Origin of the sequence: Streptomyces sp. NPDC014006, from assembly GCF_043088925.1 — a bacterium.
GTDB lineage: Bacteria > Actinomycetota > Actinomycetes > Streptomycetales > Streptomycetaceae > Streptomyces.
Map to the genome: position 1 here is coordinate 24,335 of NZ_JBICAJ010000007.1, position 25,094 is coordinate 49,428.

The following is a 25,094-nucleotide window of genomic DNA, read 5'->3' on the forward strand; positions in this document are numbered from 1 at the left end:
TGTCTTTCGATCGGCCAGTGTATGTCCCGGCCTCAGCGCCCCTGGTAGCCCGCCGCCTTTGAACGGGCCGTGCCGAGCTTGCCGTAGAGCTGCTTGCCCGGGCAGTCGGTGGCAAAGCCGTCGCGGTGACCGGAGATCACGTTCAGGCGAACGCTCGCGCCCTTGGCGTAGAGGTTGCCACCGCCGGACTTCAGGTATGTCTTGGCGGTCGGATTCATCCCGTACAGACCGAGCTTCCAGGCCGCCAGCCGGGCGACGGCCGTCACCGCGGCCGACGCGGGCTTGGTGGAGCCGAAGGAGCCGATGACGGCGACACCCATGCTGTTGGAGTTGAACCCGAGGGTGTGGGCACCGAGGACCGGCTTGGCCACGCCGCCGGCCCGGCCCTCGTAGATGGTGCCGCACTTGTCGACGAGGAAGTTGTAGCCGATGTCCCGCCAGCCCATGCTCTTGACGTGGTAGCGGTAGATGCCGCGGATGACCGACGGGGCCTGGGCGCAGGTGTAGTTGTTGCCGGTGGCCGTGTGGTGCACGAAGGCCGCCTTCACCGACTTCGTGTACACGAAGCCCCTCTCGCGCAGGTTCTCGTCCGCACCCCAGCCGGCCCGGGTGACGATACGCGGGCGCGGTCCGATGTACGGCTTCGCGCGCTCCTGCTGGCTCATCTCGGCGCCGCGCAGAGTGGTCATCTCCTGCTCGGTCCCGGTGCGGTCGAGGGCCGGGATCTCGGCGGCGCCCGGGGCCACACCGGTCAGGCCGGTGTTGGCGTCGGCGACCTCCCGTACCTCGGTGGTGTCCTCGCTCTCCTCCTGCTCGTCGAGGGCGCCGGGGCGGGGGGCGGCGACCGGGGCGTGCCGGTGCGGGACGGAGTCACGGCCGGGGTCGACCAGCTCCAGGCGCATTCCGCCGGGCAGCGGGGAGGAGGTGACGGTGACGTTCCTGACGCCGCGTCCGGTCTCCTCGACGTGGCTGCTGGAGACGGTCTCGGCCCGTACCCGGACCTCGACGCCGTCGGAGTCGCCCACCCACAGCGGGGCGGTGGCACCGTGGACATGGCCGGAGGTGCGTTCGGTGGTGCCGGGGTCCGCGCCGTGGTCGGCGTTGTGCGTGTCGAGGTCCTGCCAGTCGGACCAGGTGTGGCTGCCGGAGGTGCGGGTGCGGACCTGCACACGACCGTTCAGCACGGCGTCCGGGTCGTCCCAGACGACGCCGACGAGGGAGAAGTGCCCGGTGTCGCGGCGGGGCACGCCTTGCAGGGCGGAGCCGGGGGCTCGGTCACTGCCGAGCGGGACGAGGGGCAGCGACGCGGTGCTGCCCGGGATCTCGGCGGCCGCCGGGGCCCCGGCCGGTGCCGGGGCCGCCGCGGCGGGCGGGGTCAGCGGAAGGGCGAGTGCGGCTGCGCATGTGACGCCGATCGAAGAAGCAAGCAATCCACGCATGCCAACGATCCTGGACATAGTCAGACATATCTGTCCATCGGGGAATTGACGGGCCGTCGGCTGCCGTTGCGCCAAACCGGTGGCGCACGGCACGCCTCGGGGCCGGGGCGGCGAGGGGTGCGCGGGAGGGGACGCGCGTACGCTGATGCGGGTGAACGCCACCGATCGCACCCCTGCCGACCTGCTGAGTTCCGCGCTGGCCGCGGATGCCGCGCGCCCGCTGGTGACCTTCTACGACGACGCCACGGGCGAACGTGTCGAATTGTCCGTGGCCACTTTCGCCAATTGGGTGGCCAAGACCGCGAACCTCCTCCAGGACGGGTGGTCCGCCGAGCCCGGCGACCGGGTCGCCCTCCTGCTGCCCGCCCACTGGCAGACGGCGGTGTGGCTGCTCGCGTGCGCCTCGGTCGGAGTCGTCGCGGACGTGGACGGCGACCCGGCACGGGCGGACTTCGTCGTGGCCGGCCCTGGCGAGTTCGAACGGGGCCTGGCATGCAGCGGCGACCGCTACGCCCTGTCCCTCGCCCCCCTGGGCCGGCGTTTCGTCCCGGCTCCCCCGGAGGGATACGCCGACTACGCCGTCGACGTGCCGACCTTCGCCGACCGCTTCGTGCCGTACGCGCCGGTGGATCCGGAGGAGCCGGCGCTGATCGTGGCGGGGGCGGAGCTGACGGGCGCGGAGATCGTGGAGCGGGCAGTCGGGGACGCGGCGGGGCTGGGCCTGACGGGACCGGGGTCCCGGCTGCTGTCCGGCCTGCCCTACGACACGTGGGAGGGCCTGAGCGCGGGCCTGTACGCACCGCTCGCCTCCGGCGGCTCGGTGGTGCTGTGCCGGAACCTTTCCCTGCTCGGGGAGGAAGAGCTGGCGAAGCGGATCGACACGGAACGGGTGTCTTCTACGGCACGCTGACCCGACCCCGACGTCACGGCTGACCGCAGCTATGCCAGTCGATGGCACGCGCCACGGCGTCGGTGCACCCGCCCTCGGCGGGAAGGGGACGGGGTGGGGGGTGTCCGCCCGCACGGCCGGCACCGGGCAGGGGCGCCCCGTCGGAAACGGGCGGCCGGACCGAGGACGGACACCCCCACCCCGGCCCCGACCCACAACGACCCGAAGGCGCGACACCAGCCCCGCACCCACCGCAACGGGCCGCCGCAGGCATATAAGGGGCGCGGGGAACGGCGCGAGCAACCACAACGACACCCGCACCGTCCCCCATTCGGCCCACCACCCCCCACCCCCAAGCACCCACCCACGGCATCGTCGTAAGCAGGAGCAACGACACAAAGGGGGGTGGCAGCAACGTGACGCCCATCACCCGCCGCCGCTGGGCACTGCGCACCGGCGTCGGCCTCACCGCCGTCCTCCTCGCCGCCGCCGTCACCGTCGCCGTCCTCTACGCCAAGCTCGACGGCAACATCACCGCCGACGAGGCCGCCGCCCGCGAACTCGCCCGGTACGAAAAGGAGCGCCCCACCGCCCTGAGCAAGGACGCGCAGAACATCCTTCTCATCGGCTCCGACTCCCGCGCCGGCACGGGCAACGACCGGTACGGCCACGACTCCGGCACCGAGCGCTCCGACACCACGATCCTGCTGCACCTATCCACCGGCAGGCACAGCGCCACCGCCGTCTCCCTCCCCCGCGACCTCATGGTGGACATCCCCGCCTGCCTACGCCGAGACGGCACCGGCACCGGCACCGGCACCGGCAAAGACACCGCCGGAGGCACCCGCAGCGAACCCACGTTCGCCATGTTCAACCAGGCCTTCCAAACGGGCGGCTCCGCCTGCACCATCCGCACGGTGGAAAAGCTGACCGGCGTCCGCGTCGACCACCACGTCGTCATCGACTTCAGCGGCTTCAAGGAGATGGTGGACGCCGTCGACGGCGTGCAGATCTGCCTGACCCGGCCCATCCACGACACGGCGGCCAAGCTTCACCTCCCCGCCGGCCGCGTCACCCTGAACGGCGAGCAGGCCCTCGGCTACGTCCGCGCCCGCAAGTCCCTGGGCGACGGCAGCGACACCGACCGCATGGACCGGCAGCAGCGATTCCTCGCGGCGCTCGTCAACAAGGTCCGCGGCAACGGCGTACTGCTGAATCCGGTGAAGCTCTACCCCGTGCTGGACGCGGCGACGTCCTCGCTCACCACCGACCCCGCCCTGGCGAATCTGCGCGGTTTGTACCAACTTGTGCGCGGACTGCGTGACATCCCCACCGAACACGTCCAATTCTTGACCGTTCCACGGGAGTCGTACGTCTACAACGCCAATCGCGACCAACTGGTGGAGCCCGAGGCGGAAAGGCTGTTCGCCCTCCTGCGCAGGGACAAGCCGGTACAAGTCGCCGCGAGTGTCACCGAGAACGCCCCCTCCGACTACACCCCGTCCGGAACGCGCGGCGAAAAGCCGTCCGACTCCCCCACCGGCTCCCCCTCCCCCGGCCCCGCCTCCCCCGATCCCACATTCCGCGGGAACACCGCCGCCCATGCCGCCCATGACACCTGCGAGTAAAGCGATCGCCAAAGCGGCGAACTCCCGTTCCGGGAAATGAGGCAATTGCCCGCTTGTAGGGAAGTGGAATGTGTCACCGCCGTCGCCCGATGCCGAACGGTGCGGATAGGGTGAGCGATCCGGTGCACCCAACCACGAGGTCCGTCCTGGGGTCGTGCAGGTCGTGCACTGTGAGACCGAGACCGGAGCGCCTCGAGGGGGAAGGCGCGGCGTGGCCCCGACGGAGGATTCGAGCAACCGTGGACGCGCAAGGCCGTGGGCGGGCGGAGAACATCGATCCCGCAGACCAGTGGGTGCTCAATCCGAGCACCGGCGAATACGAACTGCGACTGACCCCTTCCGCAGCGCAGTCGACGGTCGCGCCGCAGTCGGGAGTTCCCTCGCCTCGCAGACCCCGCACCCCGCAGGGGGGCCGCGCGGGCGGCGCCCCGGCATCCGACGCAGCGCGCGCCGCGGCACCGGACACCGCGGCGCGCTCCCGTACCCGCACGTCTTCGGGGCCCGGGCGGGACACCCCGGAACGTGACGTCCCGTCACCCCGCCGGCGCCGCGGCGCTCCGCCGGAGCCGGTGCCGGGCCGGCGCGGACGGCGCCCGGCGAAGAAGAAGTCGAAGGCGAAGAAGGCCCTGATCTGGACCGGCGGGACGATGGCGTTCCTGCTGCTCGTCGTCGGCACCGCGGGCTATCTCTTCATCAAGCATCTCGAGGGCAACGTCAGCACCACCGACGTCGGTGACGCCGGTTCGAAGGGCTTCAGCAAGGACGAGGCCTTCAACATCCTGATCATCGGCACGGACAAGCGCACCGGCAAGGGCAACGAGGGCTACGGCGACAAGGGCAGCGTCGGCCACGCCGACACCAACATCCTGCTGCACGTGGCCAAGGACCGGACGAACGCGACCGCGATGAGCATCCCGCGCGACATGATCGTCGACGTCCCGGACTGCCCGACCAAGCAGTCCGACGGCTCCGAGAGGGTCATCTCCGGCACGGAGCGCGTCCGTTTCAACACCAGCCTCGGCCAGGACGGCCGTGACCCCGGCTGCACGATGCGCACGGTTCAGGCGGTCACCGGCATCCACGTCGACCACTTCATGATGGCGGACTTCAACGCGGTCAAGACGCTGTCGAGCGCGGTCGGCGGCGTCGACGTGTGCCTCAAGCACGCTGTCGACGACCCGAAGTCGCACCTCAAACTGCCCGCGGGCGAGAGCAAGATCGAGGGCGAGCAGGCCCTCGCCTTCGTCCGCACCCGGCACAGCTTCGGCAACGCGGGCGACCTGGACCGCATCAAGGTGCAGCAGCAGTTCCTCGGCTCGCTGGCCCGCAAGATGTCCTCCAGCGACACACTGACCAACCCGACCAAGCTGTACAAGCTGGCGAACGCGGCGACCAAGGCGCTCACCGTCGACACCGGCATCGGTGACGTCTCCACCCTCAAGGACGTCGCCCTGGAGCTGAAGAAGGTCCCGACGAAGAACATCACCTTCCTCACCCTGCCGGTGGTCGACAACCCCACCGAGAAGGTGCACGCGACGGTGGTCCCGGACCCCAACAAGGCGCCGGCGGTCTTCGACGCCATCAAGAACGACGTCTCCTTCACCGCGGTGAAGGAGAAGGAGAAGGCCGCCAAGGACGCCGAGGCGGCCCGGCTGCAGGGCCCGCAGGCTCCCGCCGACGAGGTGCGGGTGCGCATCCTCAACGGCGGTGCGCAGGCCGGCTCCGCCTCGCAGACGCTGAACTGGTTGCAGAACGACCAGGGCGTGCTGAAGTCGGAGAACGCCGGCAACGCGCCCGCCGTGGCGGCGAAGACGACCCTGGAGTACGCCCCCGACCAGGCGGCCCAGGCCCGCAAGCTGGCCGCGCTGATGGGCCTGCCGGGCTCGGCGCTCAAGCCGGGCCGGAGCGTCACCAACGCCCAGGGCCTGCCGACGATGACGCTGACCCTGGGCAAGGACTTCAAGGGCGCGGGGGTGTCCCTGACGGCACCGGCGAAGGCGCCGGAGGTGGACAACCAGTCCACGGCCGACAAGGTTCAGTGCGCGAGTTGAGCCCAGCAGGGCCACCGAACGGGCCTGTCGTACGTCTAACAGGGCGGGCGACAGGCCCGTTCGACTGACCGGACGGGCTGACACGTGCCCCGTTCGATCGACCGGACGGGGCGGACAGGCCCGTTCGATGACCGACGAGGGTGGGGAGGGCAGCTGTGGCGCGCAGCGGCGTCAGGGGGGAGGTGCCGGCGGTCGAGGACACGATGTCCCTGACCCCGCGGACCGGGACCGCGGAAAGCGGCTCCGGCGGCGGCCACGGCACGGGACGCAGACGGCCCGGACGGCGCATGCTGCGCTGGTCGGCGACCGTGCTGGCGGTGGCGATACTCGGCACGGCCTGCGCCGGTTACCTCTACTACGAGCACCTCAACGGCAACCTCCGCAGCGGTGAGCGCAGCAGCGGCGACTCCAAGGCCCGCAAGGCCGATCCGAACGCCGCCGGGCAGACCCCGCTGAACATCCTGCTGATCGGCTCCGACAGTCGTAACTCCGACGCGAACGTCGCGCTCGGCGGCGGCCGGGACAACCGCGGCAACCCGCCGCTGGGCGATGTGCAGATGCTGATCCATCTCTCCGCGGACCGGGAGAGCGCGTCCGTGGTGAGCATTCCGCGTGACACCCGCGTCCAGATCCCCAAGTGCACCGACCCGAAGACCGGCCGGCAGTTCCCGGCGACGAACACGATCATCAACGAGTCGCTGGCCCGCGGCGGCCCCGGCTGCACGCTCGCCACCTGGCAGAACCTCACCGGTGTCTACATAGACCACTGGATGATGATCGACTTCGCCGGTGTGGTGCGCATGGCGGACGCGATCGGCGGGGTCGAGGTGTGCGTCAGCCAGAACGTCTGGGACCGCCCGCTGCCGGCCCAGAAGGGCGGCTCGGGACTGAAGCTGACGGCCGGCCGGCACAAGGTGAAGGGCGTCCAGGCCCTGCAGTGGCTGCGCACCCGGCACGCCTGGGGCAGCGACCCGCTGCGCGCCCGCGCCCAGCACATGTACATGAACTCGATGATCCGCACGCTGCGGGAGCAGAACGTCTTCACCGACACCGGCCGGCTGATGGACCTGGCCGAGGCGGCGACCAAGTCGTTGCAGGTGTCGGAGGAGATCGGCACGGTCAAGAAGCTGTACGACCTCGGTATGCAGCTCAAGACGGTGCCGCCGGACCGCATCACCATGACGACGCTGCCCACGGTGCAGGACACGCAGAACTCGGAGCACCTGCTCCCGGCCGGGGACGGGGCGGAGAAGATCTGGCAGATGATCCGCGAGGACGTGCCCTTCGACAAGAAGGGCCCGCAGAGCGGCGCCGGGAAGCCGGCGGCCCCTGAGAAGACGTCCGCAGATCCCGCCGCGCCGGACGCGCAGATCGGTGTCGTCGTGCGCAACGGCACCCGGTCCGGCGCGCAGGCCGCGGTCCGTGGCCGGGCGGGTACGATCGCGCAGGCGCTCGTGGACAAGGGCTTCGTGCGCGCGGCGAAGGACAGCGCGCCACCGGTCGCCGAGTCCGCCACCGTGGTCCGCTATCCGACCGCCGATCTGGAGGGCGACGCCCAGCAGGTCGCCAGGGCGCTGGGGATCCCGCTGAGCGCGGTGAAGAAGTCCACGGACGTCTCCGGCGTCACCGTCGTCGTCGGCGCGGACTGGCGCACCGGCACGACGTATCCGGTGCAGGCGCCGCCGGAGGCCGGGGACCTGCCCGCGGACGCGGACGCGCTGAGCGGCTCCGACAGCGCCAAGTGCATGGACGTGTACAAGCCGTACCGCTGGTAGCGCGCGGCCTCGACGGTGGGCCGGCACGCGCCGGTGACACACAGAGAACTCTTACCCGACTGCACGATGATGTGGCGGAAACCGGCCGAGGGGGGCCGGTCGGGTGCTCGGCCCAGGGGTGGGGAGGACGGGGAAGTGACACAGAACGACGTGCAGGGGGACGGCACGCTCACGGACATACGTGAGCGTCGGCGACCGGATCCCGACGAGGACGCGCGGGAGCCGGACGACGGCGCGCGGGAGACAGACGAGGACGCGCGGGAGCCCGGATCCGCCGTACCGGAGGAGAGACATACCGTCGCCCGCCCGGGCCGGCGGCGGCGAGCCCTGCGCTGGACCGCGACGGCCCTCGCGCTGCTCCTGCTCTCCAGCGCGGGCGCCGGTTACCTCTACTACCGGCACCTGAACGACAACATCAAGAAGGACTACCTCAACCTCGGCGACGCCAAGGACCGGGCGAGTGTGCCGACGGCCAACGCGGCCGGGCAGAAGCCGCTGAACATCCTGCTGATCGGCTCGGACGCCCGGGACACCAAGGAGAACCAGGAACTTGGCGGCGCGAAGGAGACCTTCGGCGGCCTCCCGCTCGCGGACGTCCAGATGCTCGTCCACGTCTCCGCCGACCGCTCCAACATGTCGGTCGTCAGCATGCCGCGCGACACGCTGCTGCAGCTGCCCAAGTGCACCGACCCCGACGGCACGGTCTACCCGGCCACCACCGGCCGGGTGATGACGAACACCACCCTCGGCCGTGGCGGACCGGGCTGCACGGTGGCGACCTGGGAGAAGCTCACCGACATCCACATCGACCACTTCATGATGATCGACTTCGCCGGTGTGGTGCGCATGGCGGACGCCGTCGGCGGTGTCCCGGTGTGCGTGGACGCCAACGTCTACTCCCACACCCCGGACGGTCACGGCTCCGGCCTGAGGCTCCCCGAGGGCACCACCCCGGTCAAGGGCGAGCAGGCCCTGCAGTGGCTGCGCACCCGCTACGGCTTCGAGGACGGCAGTGACCTCGCCCGTGCCAAGGCCCAGCACATGTACATGAACGCGATGGTGCGTCAGCTGCGCCAGAACGCCACCCTCGGCAACCCGGGCGCCCTGCGCGCCCTCGCCGAGGCGGCCACGAAGGCCATCACGGTCGACGACGGGCTGGGCACCATCAAGAGGATGTACGACCTGGCGGTCGAGCTGCGGAAGGTGCCCACCGACCGGATCACCATGACGACGATGCCCAACCGCTATGTCGGCGCCCGGGTGGAGCCCACCTCGGACGCGGCGAAGCTGTTCCGCATGGTCCGCGACGACGTGGCCCTCGACGGCAAGGACACCCAGAAGCCCGCCGCCGCGCCGAGTGTTCAGGCGACGGCGGACCAGGCTGCGCCGGATGGAGAGATCGCCGTCCAGGTGCTGAACGGCACCCGCACCGACGACCTCGGTCCGGCGCGCGGCCGGGCGTCCACGGTGGCGGGGCTGCTGAAGGACAAGGGCTTCACCGGGGCCCTCGCGGACTCCTCCGCGGCCACGTCCGAGGAGAGCACGGTCGTGCGCTACCCGAGTGCCGATCTGGAGGGCGACGCCCGCCGGGTCGCGCAGGTGCTGGGCCTCCCGGCGAGCGCGGTGCAGAAGTCCACCGACGTGTCCGGCATCACGCTCGTGGTGGGCGCGGACTGGCGCACGGGTACGGCGTATCAGGCGCCGAAGGACGACGGGAAGACGCCGGATTCGGCGCAGGCGATGAACGCGTCCGACGACAGCCAGTGCATGCACGTGAACCCGGCCTTCACCTGGTGAGGCCGGGTCCCCGGGTGGTGCTCAGCGCTGCGGTTCGCCGCTGAGCACCGCCGGGCGGCGGGAGGCGATGACCCGCTTCGCCAGCGACCTCGGGCTGGTCAGGAAGCCCCAGCCCCACGACATGTGCATGGTGGCGAGCGCGAGGGGGATCTGCAGCCGCGCCTTGAGCGGCAGCCCCTTGCCGGCCGGCAGCGACCCGGCGGCGATCGCCGCGAGATAGCCGCCCGGGACGACGAAGCCCCACGGCGTCAGCACCGCCCCGACCACGACGCCGGCGGCGATGGCGCACACCGCCGTCGGCGGGGCGAGGTAGCGCAGGTTGATCGAGCCGGCGTGGTAGCGGGCCACGACGTGCCGCCAACGGCCGTAGTCCTTGTACTGCTTGGCGAGCGCGCGCACCGAGGGACGCGGCCGGTACGACACCCGCAGCTCGGGCGAGAACCAGATCAGGCCGCCCGCCTCACGGATGCGGAAGTTCAGCTCCCAGTCCTGGGCGCGGATGAACTCCTCGTTGTAGCCGCCCTGTTGCTCCAGCGCCTCGCGGCGGAAGACCCCGAGGTAGACGGTCTCGGCGGGGCCGGCCTCGCCTCCGGTGTGGAAGGCGGCGTTACCCACGCCGATCTTCGAGGTCATCGCGGCGGCGACGGCGTGCTCCCAGTCGTTCTCGCCCTCGGCGTGCATGATGCCGCCGACGTTCTGCGCGCCGGTCTCCTGAAGCAGCCGTACGGCGGTGGCGATGTAGTTCGGCGAGAGCATGCCGTGCCCGTCGACGCGGACCACGATCGGATGCCGGGACGCTTTGATCGCCGCGTTGAGGGCGGCGGGCGTACGGCCCGTCGGGTTGGGCACGGTGTGCACGCGGGGGTGGTCCGCGACGAGCTCGGCGGCGATCTCGTCCGTGCGGTCCGTCGACGGACCGAGGGCGATCACGACCTCCATCTCGCCGGCGTACTCCTGCGCGAGGATCGCTTGGACGGCCCCGCGCAGATGCCGCTCCTCGTTGAGGACGGGCATGATCACGGACACGGCGGGGAGCTGCACGTCGGACTTGGCGTTCATCGGTGCTCACGTTACCGCGAACGGGGGACACCTTTGCGCGCCACGTGAGCGGGTGACCGGGCTGCAGATCGTATGGACCTACCGTGCTCACGGATCCCGCGTACGGCCTCGTCCGGAGGTGTCCTTCTTGTCCACGCCGCCCCGCTCCACCTCGTCCCGGCCGCAGCGCCGCCCGCAGCCGCCCCGCAGGCCCCGGCAGCCCGTCGGGCGCCGCAGGCCGCGCTGGGCCATGCGGGCGGTGACGACGCTGTCCGTCGTCGTCCTCGCCTCCGCGGGGATCGGGCACGCCGTGATCTCCAGCCTGGACGCGGACATCGCGCGGGTGGACCCCTTCAAGGACATGAAGAACCGGCCCCGCGCGGGCCACGGCATGAACGTGCTGCTGGTCGGCACCGACGGCCGCGACAAGATCACGCCGGAGGAGCGCAAGAAGTACCACCTCGGCGGCGCGCCCTGCCACTGCACCGACACGATCATGATCGTGCACATCTCGGAGGACCGGGACCGGGCCAGCGTGGTCAGCCTCCCCCGCGACTCCTACGCCGAGACGCCCGAGCACGCCGACGCCACCACCGGCGAGCGGCACAGCGGGCACCCGATCAAGCTGAACGCGGCGTACGCGGAGGGCGGGCCGCAGCTGACCGTGCGCACGGTCGAGCAGATGACCCATGTGAAGATCGACCACTATCTGGAGGTCGACTTCACCAGTTTCATGAAGACCGTCGACGAGCTGGGCGGCGTGCGGATCTGCACCGCCGAGCCGCTGAAGGACTCCTACACCGGCCTCGACCTGCCGGCCGGCGCACACACCCTCACCGGCGGCCAGGCCCTGCAGTACGTGCGCTCCCGGCACATCGACGGCGCCTCGGACCTCGGCCGGATGAAGCGCCAGCAGCGTTTCCTGGCCTCGCTGGTGGACCGGGCGACATCCTCCGGGTTGCTGCTGAACCCGCTGAAGTTCCGCGACGTGACCCGGGCGGTGCTCGGCTCGGTGCGGGCGGACAAGGGCTTCGGCGCGGAGGAGCTGCTGGACCTGGGCCGCGCGATGCGCACCTTCTCGCCGTCGTCCTCGGAGTTCACCACGGTCCCCGTCGGGCAGCTGGGCTACCAGGTCAAGGGCATCGGCTCGACGCTGAAGTGGGACGACGCGAAGGCCGCGAAGCTGTTCGAGGCGCTGCGCGAGGACAAGCCGCTCTCCGTGCAGCGGCCGCGCGGCGCGGCCCCGGTGCTGGTCGAGGTCGCCCCGCAGCAGATCCGGGTGCAGGTGGAGAACGGCACCACGACGTCCGGCCTCGGCCGCCGCGTCGACGCCGCCCTCGCGGCGGCCGGCTTCCGCACCACCGGCACGCCCGGCACCGCGCCCCAGTCCGCCACAGGCCGCACGGTCATCCTGTACGACCCGCGCTGGGACCGCTCCGCCCGGTCGCTGGCCGCCGCGCTGCCCGGCAGCCTGCTGCGCCCGGCGCCCGGCCGGGGTCCGCTGATGAAGGTGATCGCCGGCACTGATTTCCGCCAGGTCCGCACGGTGCGCGCCGAACAGCCGGGGCAGGCGCAGACGTCGGTGGTGCGGGGCAACGAGGTGGGCTGCGCGTAGGGCGGGGCCGGGGTGTCGTAGGGACCTCCGATGGACGCGGGGCCCTGGGAGGCGTACGACGGAAGGACACGCACGGGGCCCCGTCCCCGGGGCCCCTCGCACCCCCAGGAGGAGCCATGACCGAGTCCGCCGCGACCCCCATGAGCAAGGAGATGCAGGACTGCGTCGAGGCGTGCATGTCCTGCCACACCGTGTGCGAGGAGACCATGAGCTCGTGCCTGCAGATGGGCGGGCCGGCCCAGATGCAGGTCATGCGGGCGCTCATGGACTGCTCGGAGATGACGCGGATGTGCGCCGACATGATGATGCGGCGCTCGCCGCTGTCGGCCGAGATGTGCGCGATGTGCGCCCGCGCGTGCGACATGTGCGCCGAGGCGTGTATGAGCATGCCGGACGACGCGCAGATGATGCGCTGCGCCGAGTCCTGTCGCCACTGCGCCGAGATGTGCCGGACGATGGCGGGCGCCACGATGTGACACCCCAGGGCACCCCACGGGGGTGCCCTGCGTGGCGGCGACCTCGGCGTTCTCGGCGGTGTCGTCGCCACGCTCTCCCGTGCGGGGAGCGGGGCGGGGGCGTATCGCGTCGGACCGGGTGAACGGGGTCAGTTGCCCGCGACCGTGACCTTCTCGTCGTTGTTCAGTTCGTTGACCAGGGTTTTCACCTTGGCCTTGTCCCAGACGAGGTTGCCGCCGCGGGAGCCCGAGATCGGCATGTTCATGGACGTGCCGTCGCCGCCGTTGACGCCCTTCATCGCGAAGAACATCGAACCCAGGTCGTACAGACCCATGTCCTTGTCGACGATCAGGGAGTCCAGGCCCGCGCCCATCGTCGGGTAGAGCTTGAACGGGTTGAGGACCGTGGACGGGGTGGCGACCTGGTGGGCCAGGGCGGCGAGGAACTTCTGCTGGTTCTTCGTGCGCTCCAGGTCGGAGGCGGCGAAGGCGTGCCGGGTACGGACGAAGGCGAGGGCCTGCTCGCCGTTGAGGGTCTGCTTGCCGGCCTGGAAGTCGGCGCCCGAGTACTTGTCCTTGAACGGCTTGTCGATGGTGATCTCGACACCGCCCACCGCGTCGACGATGTTCGCGAAGCCGGCGAAGCCGATCTCCACGTAGTGGTCGATGTGCAGGCCGGTGTTGTACTCGACGGTCCGCACCAGCAGCTCGGGGCCGTCCTCGGCGTAGGCGGCGTTGAGCTTGGTGTGCCGGCCCGTGGCCGGGTAGGTCTTGCCGGACTGGGACCCCTTGTAGGAGGGGATCTCCACGTCGGAGTCACGGGGCAGCGAGATCAGCGTGTCGCCGCTGCTGCCGACGTGCAGGATCATCATCGAGTCCGTGCGCTTGCCCTCGGCGGACCCGGTGTGCAGCTTCTTCTTGTCCTCCTTGGACATGCCCTCACGGCTGTCCGAACCGACGATCAGGTAGTTCGTTCCCTCGCCGGAGGAGGGCCGGTCGATGACCTTGGACAGGTCGACCTCGCGGCGCAGCTTGGAGTCGGCCCAGAAGTACGTGCCGACGGTGGTGACCACAAGCACGGTGGCGAGCGTGATCGCCGTCCACTTGATCCGGCGGCGCCAGTTCGGAGCGGGTCTCGGCCCACCACCGCCCGGGCCCGCGGGGCCGCGGCCGGCGGGGCTGCCGTAGACGTGGCCGGTGTTGTAGCCGGAGTCGTACCCGTCGTCGTAGCCGCCGGGGGCCTCGCCGCCGTCGACGTACGACGGCTGCGGCGGCACCGCTCCGTACTGCGGCGCGGACGGGCCCGGGCGGGCGCCCGGCGCGGGCCGGCGCACCTGCCGCATGACGCGGGCACCCTCCGGCGTCGCGCCGGAGCTGCCGCGTCCGTAGCGGGTGCCGCGGTTGTCGTCGGACCATCCCTCGGGCCAGTCATTCATGCGCCCCAGTGTGCCGGGCCGGACGGTATGCCTTACAAGGGCCGTCGGAAAATAAGGTCAGCGCTGTTGCGAAGCTGACACAAATCCCTCGGATGTCAGCTCGGCATAAGGTGGACGCCATGACAGACCAGGCCCCCGCCGCAGACACGGACACTCCGGAGATCCCGGGCAAGCCGACGTCGGCCTCCCGCACCACGCTGAGCCACATCATGACCCACGCCGACACCAACCTCCTGGGTACGGTGCACGGTGGCGTGATCATGAAGCTGGTCGACGACGCCGCGGGCGCGGTCGCCGGCCGCCACTCGGGCGGGCCCGCGGTCACCGCGTCCATGGACGAGATGGCGTTCCTGGAGCCGGTCCGGGTCGGTGACCTGGTCCATGTGAAGGCGCAGGTCAACTGGACCGGCCGGACCTCGATGGAGGTCGGCGTGCGCGTCCTTGCCGAACGCTGGAACGAGTCCACGCCTCCCACCCAGGTCGGCTCGGCCTACCTGGTCTTCGCCGCGGTCGACGCCGACGGCAAGCCGCGCTCGGTCCCCCCGGTGATCCCGGAGACGGAACGGGACAAGCGCCGCTACCAGGAGGCCCAGATCCGCCGCACCCACCGCCTGGCCCGCCGCCGAGCGATCATGGACCTGCGCGAGCGCCGCGCGGCGGAGGGCTTCGAGGACTGAAAAACGCAGCGGCCCCCGGCGCACGGTGCGCCAGGGGTCGTCACGTCAGCGTTCTGTGTGGAGCGTTACGGCAGGTTGCGGGCCATCACGATGCGCTGGACCTGGTTGGTGCCCTCGTAGATCTGGGTGATCTTGGCGTCGCGCATCATGCGCTCCACCGGGTAGTCACGGGTGTAGCCGTAGCCGCCGAGGAGCTGGACCGCGTCCGTGGTGACCTCCATCGCCACGTCCGAGGCGAAGCACTTGGCGGCAGCGCCCAGGTAGGTGAGGTCGGCGTCGCCGCGCTCGGAGGCCGCGGCGGCCTGGTAGGTCAGGGCGCGGGCGGCGGAGATCTTCATCGCCATGTCGGCCAGCATGAACTGGATGCCCTGGAAGTCGGCGATCGGCTTGCCGAACTGCTTGCGCTCCTGGACGTAGCCCTTGGCGTAGTCCAGCGCGCCCTGGGCGATGCCGAGGGCCTGCGCGGCGATGGTGATGCGGGTGTGGTCCAGGGTCTTCATGGCCGTCATGAAGCCCGTGCCCTCCTCGCCGATCATGCGGTCGGCGGGGATGCGGACGTTGTCGAGGTAGACCTCACGGGTCGGCGAGCCCTTGATGCCGAGCTTCTTCTCCGGCGCGCCGAAGGAGACACCCTCGTCGGACTTCTCGACGACGAACGCGGAGATGCCCTTCGAGCGCTTGGCGGGGTCCGTGACCGCCATCACCGTGTAGTACTCCGACACGCCCGCGTTGGTGATCCAGCGCTTCACGCCGTTGAGGATCCAGTGGTCTCCGTCACGGACCGCGCGCGTCTTCATGCCGGCCGCGTCCGAGCCCGCGTCCGGCTCGGAGAGGCAGTAGGAGAACATGCCGTCGCCCTTGGCAAGCGGGGTCATGTACTTCTTCTTCAGCTCCTCGGAGCCGGACAGGATCACCGGCAGCGAGCCCAGCTTGTTCACGGCCGGGATCAGCGAGGAGGACGCGCAGACGCGGGCCACCTCCTCGATCACGATGACCGTCGCGAGCGCGTCGGCGCCCGCGCCGCCGTAGCTCTCGGGTACGTGCACCGCGTGCAGGTCGTTGGCCACGAGCGCGTCGTGCGCCTCCTGCGGGAAGCGCGCTTCCTCGTCCACCGCGGCGGCGTGGGGCGCGATCTTCGCCTCGGCCAGCGCGCGGACGGCGTCGCGGAGCATGTCGTGCTCCTCGGACGGGCGGTACAGGTCGAAGTCAGCCGATCCGGCCAAGGTCTCTCACGCTCCAAGATGCAGTGATACCGACGCGATACCAACGCTAATTACCGTTAAGTAACTCAAATTTTAGAGCTCTGGACGCCCCATGGGTACGTGACCTGGACGACAGAGGGAAAACCGCCCGGTGAGGGCCATGGGCGCGCCCCGGCTATGCTCGGCACGCGCACCGAACGACCTCGACCCGGGAGCACGCATGGCCCTCAAGATCACCGTGATCGGCACCGGTTATCTCGGCGCCACGCACGCGGCGGCCATGGCGGAACTGGGATTCGAGGTGCTCGGCCTCGACGTCGTCCCGGAGAAGATCGACAAGCTCCAGCGGGGCGAGGTCCCGATGTACGAGCCGGGACTCGAGGACCTGCTGCGCAAGCACGTCGCCGGGATCGAGGGATCCTCCGGGCGGCTGCGCTTCACCCAGGACTGGGCCGAGGTCGGCGCGTTCGGCGAGGTGCACTTCCTGTGCGTGAACACCCCGCAGCGACACGGCGAGTACGCCTGTGACATGAGTTACGTCGACTCCGCGATCGCCTCGCTCGCCCCGCATCTGCGCGGTCCCGCCCTCGTCGTCGGCAAGTCGACCGTGCCCGTCGGTTCCGCCGACCGTCTCGCCTCCTACCTCGTCGAGCACGCGCCGGCCAGCGGGGACGCCGAGCTGGCCTGGAACCCGGAGTTCCTGCGCGAGGGCTTCGCCGTGCAGGACACCCTGCACCCGGACCGGATCGTGGTCGGTGTGCGCAGCGAGCGCGCGGAGAAGCTGCTGCGCGAGGTGTACGCCACGCCGGTCTCCGAGGGTTCGCCGTTCGTGGTCACCGACTTCCCGACCGCCGAGCTGGTGAAGACCTCAGCGAACTCCTTCCTGGCCACCAAGATCTCCTTCATCAACGCCATGGCCGAGGTGTGCGAGGCCGCGGGCGGCGACGTGGCGAAGCTGGCCGAGGCGATCGGGTACGACGACCGGATCGGGCGGAAGTTCCTGCGCGCCGGGATCGGCTTCGGCGGTGGCTGCCTGCCCAAGGACATCCGGGCGTTCATGGCGCGCGCCGGTGAGCTGGGCGCGGACCAGGCGCTGACGTTCCTGCGCGAGATCGACTCGATCAACATGCGCCAGCGCGGGCAGATGGTGGAACTGGCCCGGCAGGCACTGGGCGGCGGCCCCTTCCTGGGCAAGCGGGTCGCGGTGCTCGGCGCCACCTTCAAGCCCGACTCGGACGACGTCCGTGACTCGCCGGCGCTCAATGTCGCCGGGCAGATCCACCTCCAGGGCGGCCAGGTGACCGTCTACGACCCGAAGGGCATGGACAACGCCCGCCGGATCTTCCCCACCCTGGGGTACGCCGACACCGCGCTGGACGCCGTGCGCGGCGCTGACGTGGTGCTGCACCTCACGGAGTGGAAGGAGTTCCGGGAGCTGGACCCGGCCGAGCTCGGCTCGGTCGCGGCGGACCGGCTGATCCTGGACGGCCGCAACGCCCTCGACCCCGAGCTGTGGCGACGGGCGGGCTGGACGTACCGGGCGATGGGCCGCCCCACGGCGTAGACGCCGGCAGACGCATCCGCAGAGACGCATCCGCAGGCGTGTCGAGGACGCCGGTTCGGCCGAGGCTCAGTCGGCCGAACCGGCGTCTGTCGCATTCTGCACCACCACGGCGCCCGCTCACGCCCCCTTCGCCCGGTAGCGCCGCATCTTCGCGCGTGCCCCGCACAGCTGCATCGAGCACCAGCGCCCGCGTCCGGCGGGGCTGCGGTCGTAGTACGCCCAGTGGCAGGTGGCGGACTCGCACGCCTTGAGGCGGTCCCAGGTGCCCGCGACGAGGGCCTCGGCGACGGCGGAGGCGATCAGGGAGAGCAGCGGGCCGGAGTCGGCCGGGGCGAGACGGGCCGAGCCGTCGCCCTCGTCCACGGCGACCAGCAGCGGGGCGGCGGCGAGCAGCTCGCCGAGCGGGGTGACCTCGCGGTGCGGGGGGTGCCCGGCGTGGGCGAGGAGGGTCGCGCGCAGGGACTCACGCAGTTCGCGGGCGCGCGGCAGGTCGTCCTCGGTGAGTCCGAAGCGCGCCCGGCCCTCGGCGGTGTCGAGCGTGTCGCCGCCCGATTCCAGGTCCAGGGTGTTGACCAGGGACTCCACCAGGGCGAGTCCTCCGGGCGCGACCGATCTCCCACTCATGCTTGCGACGTTACCCCCAATGCGGGAGCATGCAGTAACCGTTACCGGTTACCCGCCTCTACGGGTAACCCTGCCGGGTAACGTCACCGATGCCGAGGAGGACGTCATGGCCGTCGCCGAACTGGGAGTCGTCGTTCTGGACTGCCCCGATCCCCGCGCCCTGGCCGGCTTCTACGCCGCCGTGCTGGGCGGCGCCATCGAGGACCAGGGCGAGTGGGTGGACCTGAAGCTGCCGGGCGGGCAGCAGCTGGCGTTCCAGGAAGCGCCCGGTTTCGTCCCGCCGCGGTGGCCGTCCGCCGACCACTCGCAGCAGTTCCACCTGGACCTGACCGTGCCGGACCTGGACGCGGCCGAGAAGGCCGTGCTGGAGCTGGGCGCGCGGCCGCTGGACACCGAGGACCGGGCGCGCACCTTCCGGGTTTACGCCGATCCGGCCGGGCACCCGTTCTGCCTGTGCGCCTGCTGAAGGCACCACCGACCAGGGAGGTCTCTCCATGCCCCGTGTGGCACGTGTGCGTTCCGTCGTCGTCGACTGTCCCGACCCGCGGGCACTGGCCCGCTTCTACGCCGAGATCGTCGGCGGCGAACCCGAGAGCGAGGACGCCGACTGGGTCGTGCTCCAGGTGCCCGACGGGCCCCGGCTGGCGTTCCAGCGCTCGGAGGGCCACACCCCGCCGGAGTGGCCGCGCTCCGACCGCAACGCCCAGCAGTTCCACCTGGACCTGGACGCCGGGGCCACCTGGGACGAGGTCGACCAGGTGGAGAAGCGGGTCCTGAACCTGGGAGCGCGGCTGCTGAAGCGGGAGGAGGGCGACGAGGACTTCCGGGTCTACGCCGACCCGGCAGGCCACCCCTTCTGCCTGTGTGTGATCCCCGGGGACTGACCCCGCACGTGGCCGCTGCGGATCCGCCTACCCGTCCAGCTCCCCGATCGTCGCCGCCGACGGCCCCCGGCGCTCCTGTGCGGTCCGCGCGGCGAAGTCGGCGCTGCGCAGCACGCGCTGGACGTTGCCCCAGGTCAGCAGGGCGAGATCGGCCTCCGGCCAGCCGCGGCGAAGCAGTTCGGCGATGAGCCGGGGGTAGCAGGAGGGGTCGGCGAGGTCCTGCGGGTGGTCCGCGCCGGAGTCGTACGTGCCGGCCAGGGCGACGCAGTCCGGGCCGGCGAGGTTGCGGACGTGGTCGAGGTGGTCGGCGACGTCCTTCAGCCTCGGCCCGGTCTGGTCGGCCGCCAGCGGCACCATGCACAGCCCCTTGGCCGCGCCGAGCCCGCCGAGCAGCTCGTCGGGCAGGTTGTCGGGGTGCGGGCACAGGGCGCGGGCACCGGAGCGGGTGCACAGCACCGGCGTACGGGACAGCGTGAGGGCGCGGGCGATGGTCGCGTCGGAGGCGCCGGAGAGGTCGGCGAGCACGCCGAGCCGGTTCATCTCGCGGACGACCTCCTCGCCGAACCGGCTCAGGCCCGCCTCGCTGGCCCAGCTGGTGCCGGCCAGGGTGACGACGCGGACGCCGAGGGAGTGCAGCACGCGCAGGATGGCGACGGAGTCACCGAGGGCGGCGGCCGGGGCCGGGCCGGGGATCACGGCGACCCGGCCGCAGTTGCGGGCGTCGATGACCTGCCCGGCGGTGCGGGCCAGCCGCAGGCCCTCGGGGTGGCCGCGGACGACGGAGCGGATCAGGTCGAGCTGCTCCAGCGTGCTGACGAGCGCCCTGCCGGGGGCCGGCTCCCCCGGCAGGTGCAGGGACCACAACAGGGCACCGACGTGCCCCTCGCGCAGCCGGGGCACGTCCGTGTCGACGGAGCTGTCGCCCAGTTCGAGGTCGTACCAGGACAGCTTGCGCAGGGCCCAGGGCAGCGCACTGTAGCCGTCGGCGACGGGGTGCTCGGCGAGCAGCGTGCGCACCCGGTCGACGGCGTCCAGCGCGGCGGCGTACGCCTGGGGAAAGGGGTCGTCGACGGGGTCGTCGACAGGCAGGCCGCCGATCTCGGTCGTGTCGTGCAGTTCGTCCTGGAGGTCGGCCATGACGGTCTCCGTACGTCGTGATCGGCGGCAGAACGGCAGTACCGTCACGCTTGCACGGAGCGGGAGGCCCTTCCTGGTGGACGGGGCGTTCGGGGGTACGCCGGTCAGCCTCGCGCGGCCGTGTCGATGACCTCGTCCAGGGTGTCGCGGGAGCGGACCAGGTCGCGGATCATGCGGTCGATGCGCTCGCGTTCGGCGGTGAGGTCCCGCACCAGCTTCGGTGTGGCGACGGCGGAGGGGCCGCCGTCGCTGTCGCGCATGCAGGGCAGCAGCTGGGCGATCTTCGCGCTGCACAGCCCGGCCGCGAACAGCTCCTGGATCCGGATGACCCGGTCCACGGCCGCCTCCGGATAGTCCCGGTGTCCGCCCGCGGTGCGGTCCGGGGCGAGCAGCCCCTGCTTCTCGTAGTAGCGCAGCGAGCGCTCGCTGACACCGGTGCGCCGGGCCAGTTCACCGATCCGCATGTCCACCCCCGCGGGACTTGAATCTGACATGCGTGTCAGGTTCTAGCGTACGGACATGACGAACACAACGGCTCTCCTCGCCTCCGGCCGGATCGGCTCCCTCACGCTCCCCAACAAGCTCGTCATGGCCCCGATGACCCGCAACCGTGCGCAGGACGACGGCACCCCCTCCGAGCTGATGGCCGTCTACTACGCCCAGCGCGCCTCCGCGGGGCTGATCGTCGCCGAGGCGGCCACGCCCAGCGCGGTCGGCCGGACCTACCCCAACATCGGCGCGATCCACACCGACGCGCACGCGGCCGGCTGGCGGCGGGTGACGGACACGGTGCGTGCCGCGGGCGGGCGGATGTTCCTGCAGATCCAGCACGGCGGGCGGGTCGGCCACCCTGCGACCAGCGGTCTGCACCCCGTGGCGCCCTCCCCCGTGCCGCTGCCGGACACCGTCTTCACCAGCGACGGGCACCAGCCGGCCGTCACACCGCGCGAGATGACCGGCGAGGACATCGAGACCACCGTCGCCGACTTCGCGGCCGCGGCCCGGCGGTCGTGTACGCCGACCCCGACTCCCCCGTGTTCCGGCGGATCCGCGCCGACTGGCCGGGCACGCTGATCGCCAACCCGCGGCTGACAGCGGTGACGACCGAGGAGGTCACGCGGGCGAGCGAGCGGCTGCTGGACGCCGGTGCGGACCTCGTCGCGCTCGGCCGCCCGTTCCTCGCCAACCCGGACCTGGTCGAGCGGCTGCGCCGGGGCGCCCCGCTCAACGAGGTCCGGGACCGGTACCTGATGTACGTGGGCGGGGCGGACGGCTACACCGACTACCCCACCCTGTCCGGCCCGGCTCAGCCGTCCAGTGACTCGATCGTCGCGTGGGACGGCGCGCGGGTCGCCTGAAGGCCGCGGGCCACGTCTTCCGCCGCGCCCAGCACCCGGACCGCGTTCCGCCAGGTCAGCTTGGCCAGGTCGGACCTGGACCAGCCGCGGTCGAGCAGTTCGGCGATCAGGTTCGGGTAGCCGGAGACGTCGCCGAGGCCCTCGGGGGTGAACGCCGTGCCGTCGTAGTCGCCGCCGATGCCGAGATGGTCGATGCCGGCCACCTCGCGCATGTGGTCCAGGTGGTCGGCGACGGTCGCGACCGTGGCGACCGGGCGCGGGTTGCGCTCCTCGAAGGCGCGGTGGATCTTCATCGCCTCGGGGCTGGTGTCCAGGTGGTGCAGCCCGTGCGCGCGCATGTTCTCGTCGGCGGCGGCCGTCCAGTCCACCGCCGCCTGGAGCACGAACTTCGGCACGAACGTCACCATCGCCACGCCACCGTTGGCCGGGAGGCGCTCCAGGACGTCGTCGGGGATGTTGCGCGGGTGGTCGCACACCGCCCGCGAGGACGAGTGCGAGAAGATCACCGGCGCCTCGGTGGCGTCCAGCGCGTCCCGCATGGTCGTCGCCGCCACATGGGAGAGGTCGACGAGCATGCCCAGCCGGTTCATCTCCCGCACCACCTCGCGGCCGAAGGCCGTCAGGCCGCCCGCCCTCGGCTCGTCGGTCGCGGAGTCCGCCCAGTCCACGTTGTCGTTGTGGGTGAGCGTCATGTACCGCACCCCGAGCGCGTACAGGCCACGCAGGGTGCCGAGCGAGTTGGCGATGGAGTGCCCGCCCTCCGCGCCCATCAGCGAGGCGATACGGCCCTCACCGCGCGCCGCCTCAAGATCGGCCGCCGTCGTCGCCAGGCGCAGCTCGGCGGGGTGGCGGTCGACCAGCCGCCGTACGCAGTCGATCTGCTCCAGCGTGGCCGGCACCGCGTCCGGCAGGTCGGAGCGGACGTACACCGACCAGTACTGCGCGCCGACACCGCCCGCACGCAGGCGGGCGAGGTCGGTGTGCAGGTGGGCGGACTGGTCGACGGCGATGTCGCGGGCGTCGAGGTCGTAGCGGACCTGCTCGCGCAGCGCCCACGGCAGGTCGTTGTGGCCGTCGACGACCGGGAACTCGGCGAGGAGGTCGCGGGCTGTCTCCAGGGACGTCATGACGTCACTTCCCGAAACCGAAGCCGTTGCTTCCCTCGACCTTGGTGCGCAGGCGCTTGCCCTTCTCGGTGGCCTGGTCGTTGAGGTCCTGCTGGAAGTCGCGCATCCGGCCCAGCAGCTCCTCGTCGTGCGCGGCGAGGATGCGGGCGGCCAGCAGACCGGCGTTGCGGGCACCGCCGACGGAGACCGTGGCGACCGGCACCCCGGCGGGCATCTGCACGATCGACAGCAGGGAGTCCATGCCGTCGAGGTACTTCAGCGGCACCGGGACACCGATGACCGGCAGCGGGGTGACCGAGGCGAGCATGCCCGGCAGGTGGGCGGCGCCGCCCGCACCGGCGATGATCACCTTCAGGCCGCGGTCGGCGGCGTGCTCGCCGTACGCGACCATCTCGCGGGGCATGCGGTGCGCGGAGACGACGTCGACCTCGTAGGCGATCTCGAACTCGTCGAGGGCCTTCGCGGCGGCCTCCATGACGGGCCAGTCGCTGTCCGACCCCATGACGATGCCAACAACAGGGCTCATTCGGTGATGGTGCCTCTCAGGTAGCCGGCAGCGTGACGGGCGCGCTCCAGCACGTCGTCCAGGTCGTCGCCGTAGGTGTTCACGTGGCCGACCTTGCGGCCGGGCTTCACGTCCTTGCCGTACATGTGGATCTTCAGCTGCGGGTCGCGGGCCATGCAGTGCAGGTACGCCGAGTACATGTCCGGGTAGTCGCCGCCGAGGACGTTGACCATCACCGTCCACTTGGCACGCGGGCGCGGGTCGCCGAGAGGGAGGTCCAGCACGGCGCGGACGTGGTTGGCGAACTGCGAGGTGATCGCGCCGTCCATGGACCAGTGGCCGGAATTGTGCGGGCGCATCGCCAGCTCGTTGACGAGGATGCGGCCGTCACGGGTCTGGAACAGCTCGACGGCGAGGTGGCCGACGACACCGAGTTCCTTGGCGATGGTCAGCGCCATCTCCTCGGCCTTCAGCGCCAGATCCTCGTCGAGGTCGGGCGCCGGGGCTATGACGGTGTCGCACACGCCGTTCACCTGCCGCGACTCGACCACCGGGTAGGCGACGGCCTGGCCGTGCGGGGAGCGCACGACGTTGGCGGCCAGCTCGCGGACGTAGTCGACCTTCTCCTCGGCGAGGACGGGGACGCCCGCCTTGAAGGGATCCTCCGCCTCCTCGACGCTGTCGACGACCCACACGCCCTTGCCGTCGTAGCCACCGCGGACGGTCTTCAGGACGACGGGGAAACCGTCGCCCTCGGCCGCGAAGGCCGCCACGTCCTGCGGATCGCTGACGATCCTGTGCCGTGGGCAGGGGATGCCGATCGCGTCGAGCCTGGCGCGCATCACCCCCTTGTCCTGGGCATGCACCAGCGCGTCGGGGCCCGGGCGCACGGGAATGCCGTCCGCCTCCAGGGCCCTGAGGTGCTCGGTGGGTACATGTTCGTGATCGAAGGTGATCACATCGCACCCGCGCGCGAACTCGCGCAGCGTGTCGAGGTCGCGATAGTCGCCGATGACGACATCGCTCACGACCTGCGCCGCGGAATCCTGAGGGGTGTCACTGAGGAGCTTGAACCTGATGCCCAGCGGGATGCCCGACTCGTGTGTCATACGAGCCAGCTGGCCCCCGCCGACCATGCCGACTACCGGGAACGTCACACCCCTAGGGTATCGGCCACCGGACGGCGGCCGGATCGGGCGCCTCCCACCCGGGCCCTCACCGGTGCGTCAGGCCTCACACCGGCCTCCTCGGGTACTCGGCAGGCATCCGCCGTTAGGGGTGGTTAGCATGGCTGGGTTGACGAAACCGTAACGACTGGGGGCCTGCTCGACCATGGGAAGCGGTACCTCAGGACTTCAACGGCTCGTCCGCGAGATCGCCAAGTTCGGCGCCGTCGGCGGCGCGGGCGTGCTCGTCAATCTGGGCGTGTTCAACGTCGTACGGCATGTGACCGATCTGCAGGTGGTCCGGGCCAGCGTCATCGCGACGGCGGTGTCGATCGTCTTCAACTACGTCGGCTTCCGTTACTTCACCTACCGCGACGCCGACAAGAACGGGCGCACCAGGGAACTGACCCTGTTCCTGCTGTTCAGCCTGGTCGGCCTGGTGATCGAGAACGGTGTGCTGTACGCGGCGACCTACGGTTTCGGCTGGGACACCCCGCTGCAGAGCAACATCTTCAAGTTCCTCGGCATCGGCGTCGCGACCCTGTTCCGCTTTTGGTCCTACCGCACCTGGGTGTTCCGCGCCCTTCCGGCCGGCGAGGCGGTCGCGGACGCGCAGGCCCTCCTGGAACAGGCCGGGCCGCCGCCGCGTCCCCGCCAGCGGGTCTGACCCCCGCCCGGGACGTCACCGGTCAGCGCCGGCGGGTCTGACCCTGCCGGTACGTCACCG

Annotated in this window: 22 protein-coding genes and 1 pseudogene; 13 read left to right on the forward strand and 10 right to left on the reverse strand. The window is 71.1% G+C overall.

Annotation, left to right across the window (positions count from 1 at the left end):
* Nucleotides 1-32: 32 nt before the first annotated feature.
* Nucleotides 33-1,439 carry a peptidoglycan recognition protein gene (locus tag ACF1GV_RS23490; RefSeq protein WP_391684119.1) on the reverse strand — a complete coding sequence of 469 codons (1,407 nt, stop codon included), beginning with the start codon at nucleotides 1,437-1,439 and terminating at the stop codon, nucleotides 33-35.
* Nucleotides 1,440-1,590: 151 nt separating this feature from the next.
* On the opposite strand from ACF1GV_RS23490, the gene ACF1GV_RS23495 reads away from it, so the two are divergent.
* From ACF1GV_RS23495 to ACF1GV_RS23515, 5 genes are all read left to right on the forward strand, one after another.
* The gene (locus tag ACF1GV_RS23495) at nucleotides 1,591-2,349 is read left to right on the forward strand and encodes a TIGR03089 family protein (RefSeq protein ID WP_391684122.1); all 759 of its coding nucleotides are present in this window, start codon (nucleotides 1,591-1,593) and stop codon (nucleotides 2,347-2,349) included.
* Nucleotides 2,350-2,744: 395 nt separating this feature from the next.
* Nucleotides 2,745-3,956: an LCP family protein gene (locus ACF1GV_RS23500; protein ID WP_391684125.1), complete on the forward strand. Its 1,212-nt coding sequence runs from the start codon at nucleotides 2,745-2,747 to the stop codon at nucleotides 3,954-3,956.
* Between the two features lie 239 nt (nucleotides 3,957-4,195).
* The gene (locus tag ACF1GV_RS23505; RefSeq protein WP_391684129.1) at nucleotides 4,196-6,007 is read left to right on the forward strand and encodes an LCP family protein; all 1,812 of its coding nucleotides are present in this window, start codon (nucleotides 4,196-4,198) and stop codon (nucleotides 6,005-6,007) included.
* Nucleotides 6,008-6,210: 203 nt separating this feature from the next.
* Nucleotides 6,211-7,782: an LCP family protein gene (locus ACF1GV_RS23510; protein WP_391685074.1), complete on the forward strand. Its 1,572-nt coding sequence runs from the start codon at nucleotides 6,211-6,213 to the stop codon at nucleotides 7,780-7,782.
* A gap of 135 nt (nucleotides 7,783-7,917) precedes the next feature.
* The gene (locus ACF1GV_RS23515; protein WP_391684132.1) at nucleotides 7,918-9,579 is read left to right on the forward strand and encodes an LCP family protein; all 1,662 of its coding nucleotides are present in this window, start codon (nucleotides 7,918-7,920) and stop codon (nucleotides 9,577-9,579) included.
* 21 nt (nucleotides 9,580-9,600) lie between these two features.
* On the opposite strand, the gene ACF1GV_RS23520 is transcribed toward ACF1GV_RS23515, so the two are convergent.
* A complete protein-coding gene (locus tag ACF1GV_RS23520) occupies nucleotides 9,601-10,638 on the reverse strand; it encodes a glycosyltransferase family 2 protein (protein ID WP_391684135.1) in 1,038 nt (345 codons plus the stop codon).
* Nucleotides 10,639-10,867: 229 nt separating this feature from the next.
* On the opposite strand from ACF1GV_RS23520, the gene ACF1GV_RS23525 reads away from it, so the two are divergent.
* A complete protein-coding gene (locus ACF1GV_RS23525) occupies nucleotides 10,868-12,232 on the forward strand; it encodes an LCP family protein (RefSeq protein ID WP_391685076.1) in 1,365 nt (454 codons plus the stop codon).
* A gap of 116 nt (nucleotides 12,233-12,348) precedes the next feature.
* The gene (locus tag ACF1GV_RS23530; RefSeq protein ID WP_391684137.1) at nucleotides 12,349-12,708 is read left to right on the forward strand and encodes a four-helix bundle copper-binding protein; all 360 of its coding nucleotides are present in this window, start codon (nucleotides 12,349-12,351) and stop codon (nucleotides 12,706-12,708) included.
* Nucleotides 12,709-12,836: 128 nt separating this feature from the next.
* Here the strand turns inward: ACF1GV_RS23530 and ACF1GV_RS23535 are convergent, their stop codons facing one another.
* The gene (locus ACF1GV_RS23535) at nucleotides 12,837-14,123 is read right to left on the reverse strand and encodes an LCP family protein (RefSeq protein ID WP_391684140.1); all 1,287 of its coding nucleotides are present in this window, start codon (nucleotides 14,121-14,123) and stop codon (nucleotides 12,837-12,839) included.
* Between the two features lie 119 nt (nucleotides 14,124-14,242).
* Here ACF1GV_RS23535 and ACF1GV_RS23540 point away from each other — a divergent pair, with 119 nt between their 5' ends.
* A complete protein-coding gene (locus ACF1GV_RS23540) occupies nucleotides 14,243-14,800 on the forward strand; it encodes an acyl-CoA thioesterase (RefSeq protein WP_391684143.1) in 558 nt (185 codons plus the stop codon).
* Between the two features lie 65 nt (nucleotides 14,801-14,865).
* On the opposite strand, the gene ACF1GV_RS23545 is transcribed toward ACF1GV_RS23540, so the two are convergent.
* Nucleotides 14,866-16,023: an acyl-CoA dehydrogenase family protein gene (locus ACF1GV_RS23545; RefSeq protein ID WP_363263255.1), complete on the reverse strand. Its 1,158-nt coding sequence runs from the start codon at nucleotides 16,021-16,023 to the stop codon at nucleotides 14,866-14,868.
* Between the two features lie 199 nt (nucleotides 16,024-16,222).
* On the opposite strand from ACF1GV_RS23545, the gene ACF1GV_RS23550 reads away from it, so the two are divergent.
* Entirely contained in the window at nucleotides 16,223-17,566 is a 1,344-nt protein-coding gene (locus ACF1GV_RS23550; protein ID WP_391684146.1) for a UDP-glucose dehydrogenase family protein, read from the forward strand.
* A gap of 117 nt (nucleotides 17,567-17,683) precedes the next feature.
* On the opposite strand, the gene ACF1GV_RS23555 is transcribed toward ACF1GV_RS23550, so the two are convergent.
* Nucleotides 17,684-18,190 carry a CGNR zinc finger domain-containing protein gene (locus ACF1GV_RS23555; RefSeq protein ID WP_391684149.1) on the reverse strand — a complete coding sequence of 169 codons (507 nt, stop codon included), beginning with the start codon at nucleotides 18,188-18,190 and terminating at the stop codon, nucleotides 17,684-17,686.
* 106 nt (nucleotides 18,191-18,296) lie between these two features.
* On the opposite strand from ACF1GV_RS23555, the gene ACF1GV_RS23560 reads away from it, so the two are divergent.
* Together ACF1GV_RS23560 and ACF1GV_RS23565 are read left to right on the forward strand one after the other, a co-directional pair.
* Nucleotides 18,297-18,656: a VOC family protein gene (locus ACF1GV_RS23560; protein ID WP_391684152.1), complete on the forward strand. Its 360-nt coding sequence runs from the start codon at nucleotides 18,297-18,299 to the stop codon at nucleotides 18,654-18,656.
* Nucleotides 18,657-18,684: 28 nt separating this feature from the next.
* A complete protein-coding gene (locus tag ACF1GV_RS23565) occupies nucleotides 18,685-19,074 on the forward strand; it encodes a VOC family protein (RefSeq protein ID WP_391684155.1) in 390 nt (129 codons plus the stop codon).
* Nucleotides 19,075-19,101: 27 nt separating this feature from the next.
* On the opposite strand, the gene ACF1GV_RS23570 is transcribed toward ACF1GV_RS23565, so the two are convergent.
* Together ACF1GV_RS23570 and ACF1GV_RS23575 are read right to left on the reverse strand one after the other, a co-directional pair.
* Nucleotides 19,102-20,211 carry a dipeptidase gene (locus ACF1GV_RS23570; protein ID WP_391684158.1) on the reverse strand — a complete coding sequence of 370 codons (1,110 nt, stop codon included), beginning with the start codon at nucleotides 20,209-20,211 and terminating at the stop codon, nucleotides 19,102-19,104.
* A gap of 104 nt (nucleotides 20,212-20,315) precedes the next feature.
* The gene (locus ACF1GV_RS23575) at nucleotides 20,316-20,675 is read right to left on the reverse strand and encodes a MerR family transcriptional regulator (RefSeq protein ID WP_391685078.1); all 360 of its coding nucleotides are present in this window, start codon (nucleotides 20,673-20,675) and stop codon (nucleotides 20,316-20,318) included.
* A gap of 55 nt (nucleotides 20,676-20,730) precedes the next feature.
* On the opposite strand from ACF1GV_RS23575, the pseudogene ACF1GV_RS23580 reads away from it, so the two are divergent.
* A pseudogene (locus tag ACF1GV_RS23580) lies at nucleotides 20,731-21,569 on the forward strand (hypothetical protein).
* On the opposite strand, the gene ACF1GV_RS23585 reads toward ACF1GV_RS23580, so the two are convergent.
* Genes ACF1GV_RS23585 through ACF1GV_RS23595 form a run of 3 tightly spaced genes read right to left on the reverse strand, consistent with a single transcriptional unit; the run spans nucleotide 21,518 to nucleotide 24,358 of the window.
* Nucleotides 21,518-22,696 carry a dipeptidase gene (locus ACF1GV_RS23585; protein WP_391684161.1) on the reverse strand — a complete coding sequence of 393 codons (1,179 nt, stop codon included), beginning with the start codon at nucleotides 22,694-22,696 and terminating at the stop codon, nucleotides 21,518-21,520. The pseudogene ACF1GV_RS23580 and the gene ACF1GV_RS23585 sit on opposite strands and share 52 nt — an antisense overlap.
* Nucleotides 22,697-22,700: 4 nt before the next feature.
* Complete coding sequence (gene purE, locus ACF1GV_RS23590) at nucleotides 22,701-23,222, reverse strand: 5-(carboxyamino)imidazole ribonucleotide mutase (RefSeq protein WP_391684164.1); 522 nt, start codon at nucleotides 23,220-23,222, stop codon at nucleotides 22,701-22,703.
* Nucleotides 23,219-24,358, reverse strand: a complete 1,140-nt coding sequence (locus ACF1GV_RS23595) for a 5-(carboxyamino)imidazole ribonucleotide synthase (protein ID WP_391684167.1) — start codon at nucleotides 24,356-24,358, stop codon at nucleotides 23,219-23,221. The genes purE and ACF1GV_RS23595 overlap by 4 nt, the downstream gene beginning before the upstream one ends.
* 175 nt (nucleotides 24,359-24,533) lie before the next feature.
* Here ACF1GV_RS23595 and ACF1GV_RS23600 point away from each other — a divergent pair, with 175 nt between their 5' ends.
* Nucleotides 24,534-25,034: a GtrA family protein gene (locus tag ACF1GV_RS23600; protein WP_391684170.1), complete on the forward strand. Its 501-nt coding sequence runs from the start codon at nucleotides 24,534-24,536 to the stop codon at nucleotides 25,032-25,034.
* Nucleotides 25,035-25,094: the final 60 nt, after the last annotated feature.

Coding starts and splice junctions, on each gene's coding strand:
- ACF1GV_RS23490 (WP_391684119.1), bottom strand. CDS start 1,439: ATGCGTGGATTGCTTGCTTCTTCGATCGGCGTCACATGCGCAGCCGCA.
- ACF1GV_RS23510 (WP_391685074.1), top strand. CDS start 6,211: ATGTCCCTGACCCCGCGGACCGGGACCGCGGAAAGCGGCTCCGGCGGC.
- ACF1GV_RS23520 (WP_391684135.1), bottom strand. CDS start 10,638: ATGAACGCCAAGTCCGACGTGCAGCTCCCCGCCGTGTCCGTGATCATG.
- ACF1GV_RS23525 (WP_391685076.1), top strand. CDS start 10,868: ATGCGGGCGGTGACGACGCTGTCCGTCGTCGTCCTCGCCTCCGCGGGG.
- ACF1GV_RS23530 (WP_391684137.1), top strand. CDS start 12,349: ATGACCGAGTCCGCCGCGACCCCCATGAGCAAGGAGATGCAGGACTGC.
- ACF1GV_RS23535 (WP_391684140.1), bottom strand. CDS start 14,123: ATGAATGACTGGCCCGAGGGATGGTCCGACGACAACCGCGGCACCCGC.
- ACF1GV_RS23540 (WP_391684143.1), top strand. CDS start 14,243: ATGACAGACCAGGCCCCCGCCGCAGACACGGACACTCCGGAGATCCCG.
- ACF1GV_RS23550 (WP_391684146.1), top strand. CDS start 16,223: ATGGCCCTCAAGATCACCGTGATCGGCACCGGTTATCTCGGCGCCACG.
- ACF1GV_RS23555 (WP_391684149.1), bottom strand. CDS start 18,190: ATGAGTGGGAGATCGGTCGCGCCCGGAGGACTCGCCCTGGTGGAGTCC.
- ACF1GV_RS23560 (WP_391684152.1), top strand. CDS start 18,297: ATGGCCGTCGCCGAACTGGGAGTCGTCGTTCTGGACTGCCCCGATCCC.
- ACF1GV_RS23565 (WP_391684155.1), top strand. CDS start 18,685: ATGCCCCGTGTGGCACGTGTGCGTTCCGTCGTCGTCGACTGTCCCGAC.
- ACF1GV_RS23570 (WP_391684158.1), bottom strand. CDS start 20,211: ATGGCCGACCTCCAGGACGAACTGCACGACACGACCGAGATCGGCGGC.
- ACF1GV_RS23575 (WP_391685078.1), bottom strand. CDS start 20,675: ATGCGGATCGGTGAACTGGCCCGGCGCACCGGTGTCAGCGAGCGCTCG.
- ACF1GV_RS23585 (WP_391684161.1), bottom strand. CDS start 22,696: ATGACGTCCCTGGAGACAGCCCGCGACCTCCTCGCCGAGTTCCCGGTC.
- purE (WP_391684164.1), bottom strand. CDS start 23,222: ATGAGCCCTGTTGTTGGCATCGTCATGGGGTCGGACAGCGACTGGCCC.
- ACF1GV_RS23600 (WP_391684170.1), top strand. CDS start 24,534: ATGGGAAGCGGTACCTCAGGACTTCAACGGCTCGTCCGCGAGATCGCC.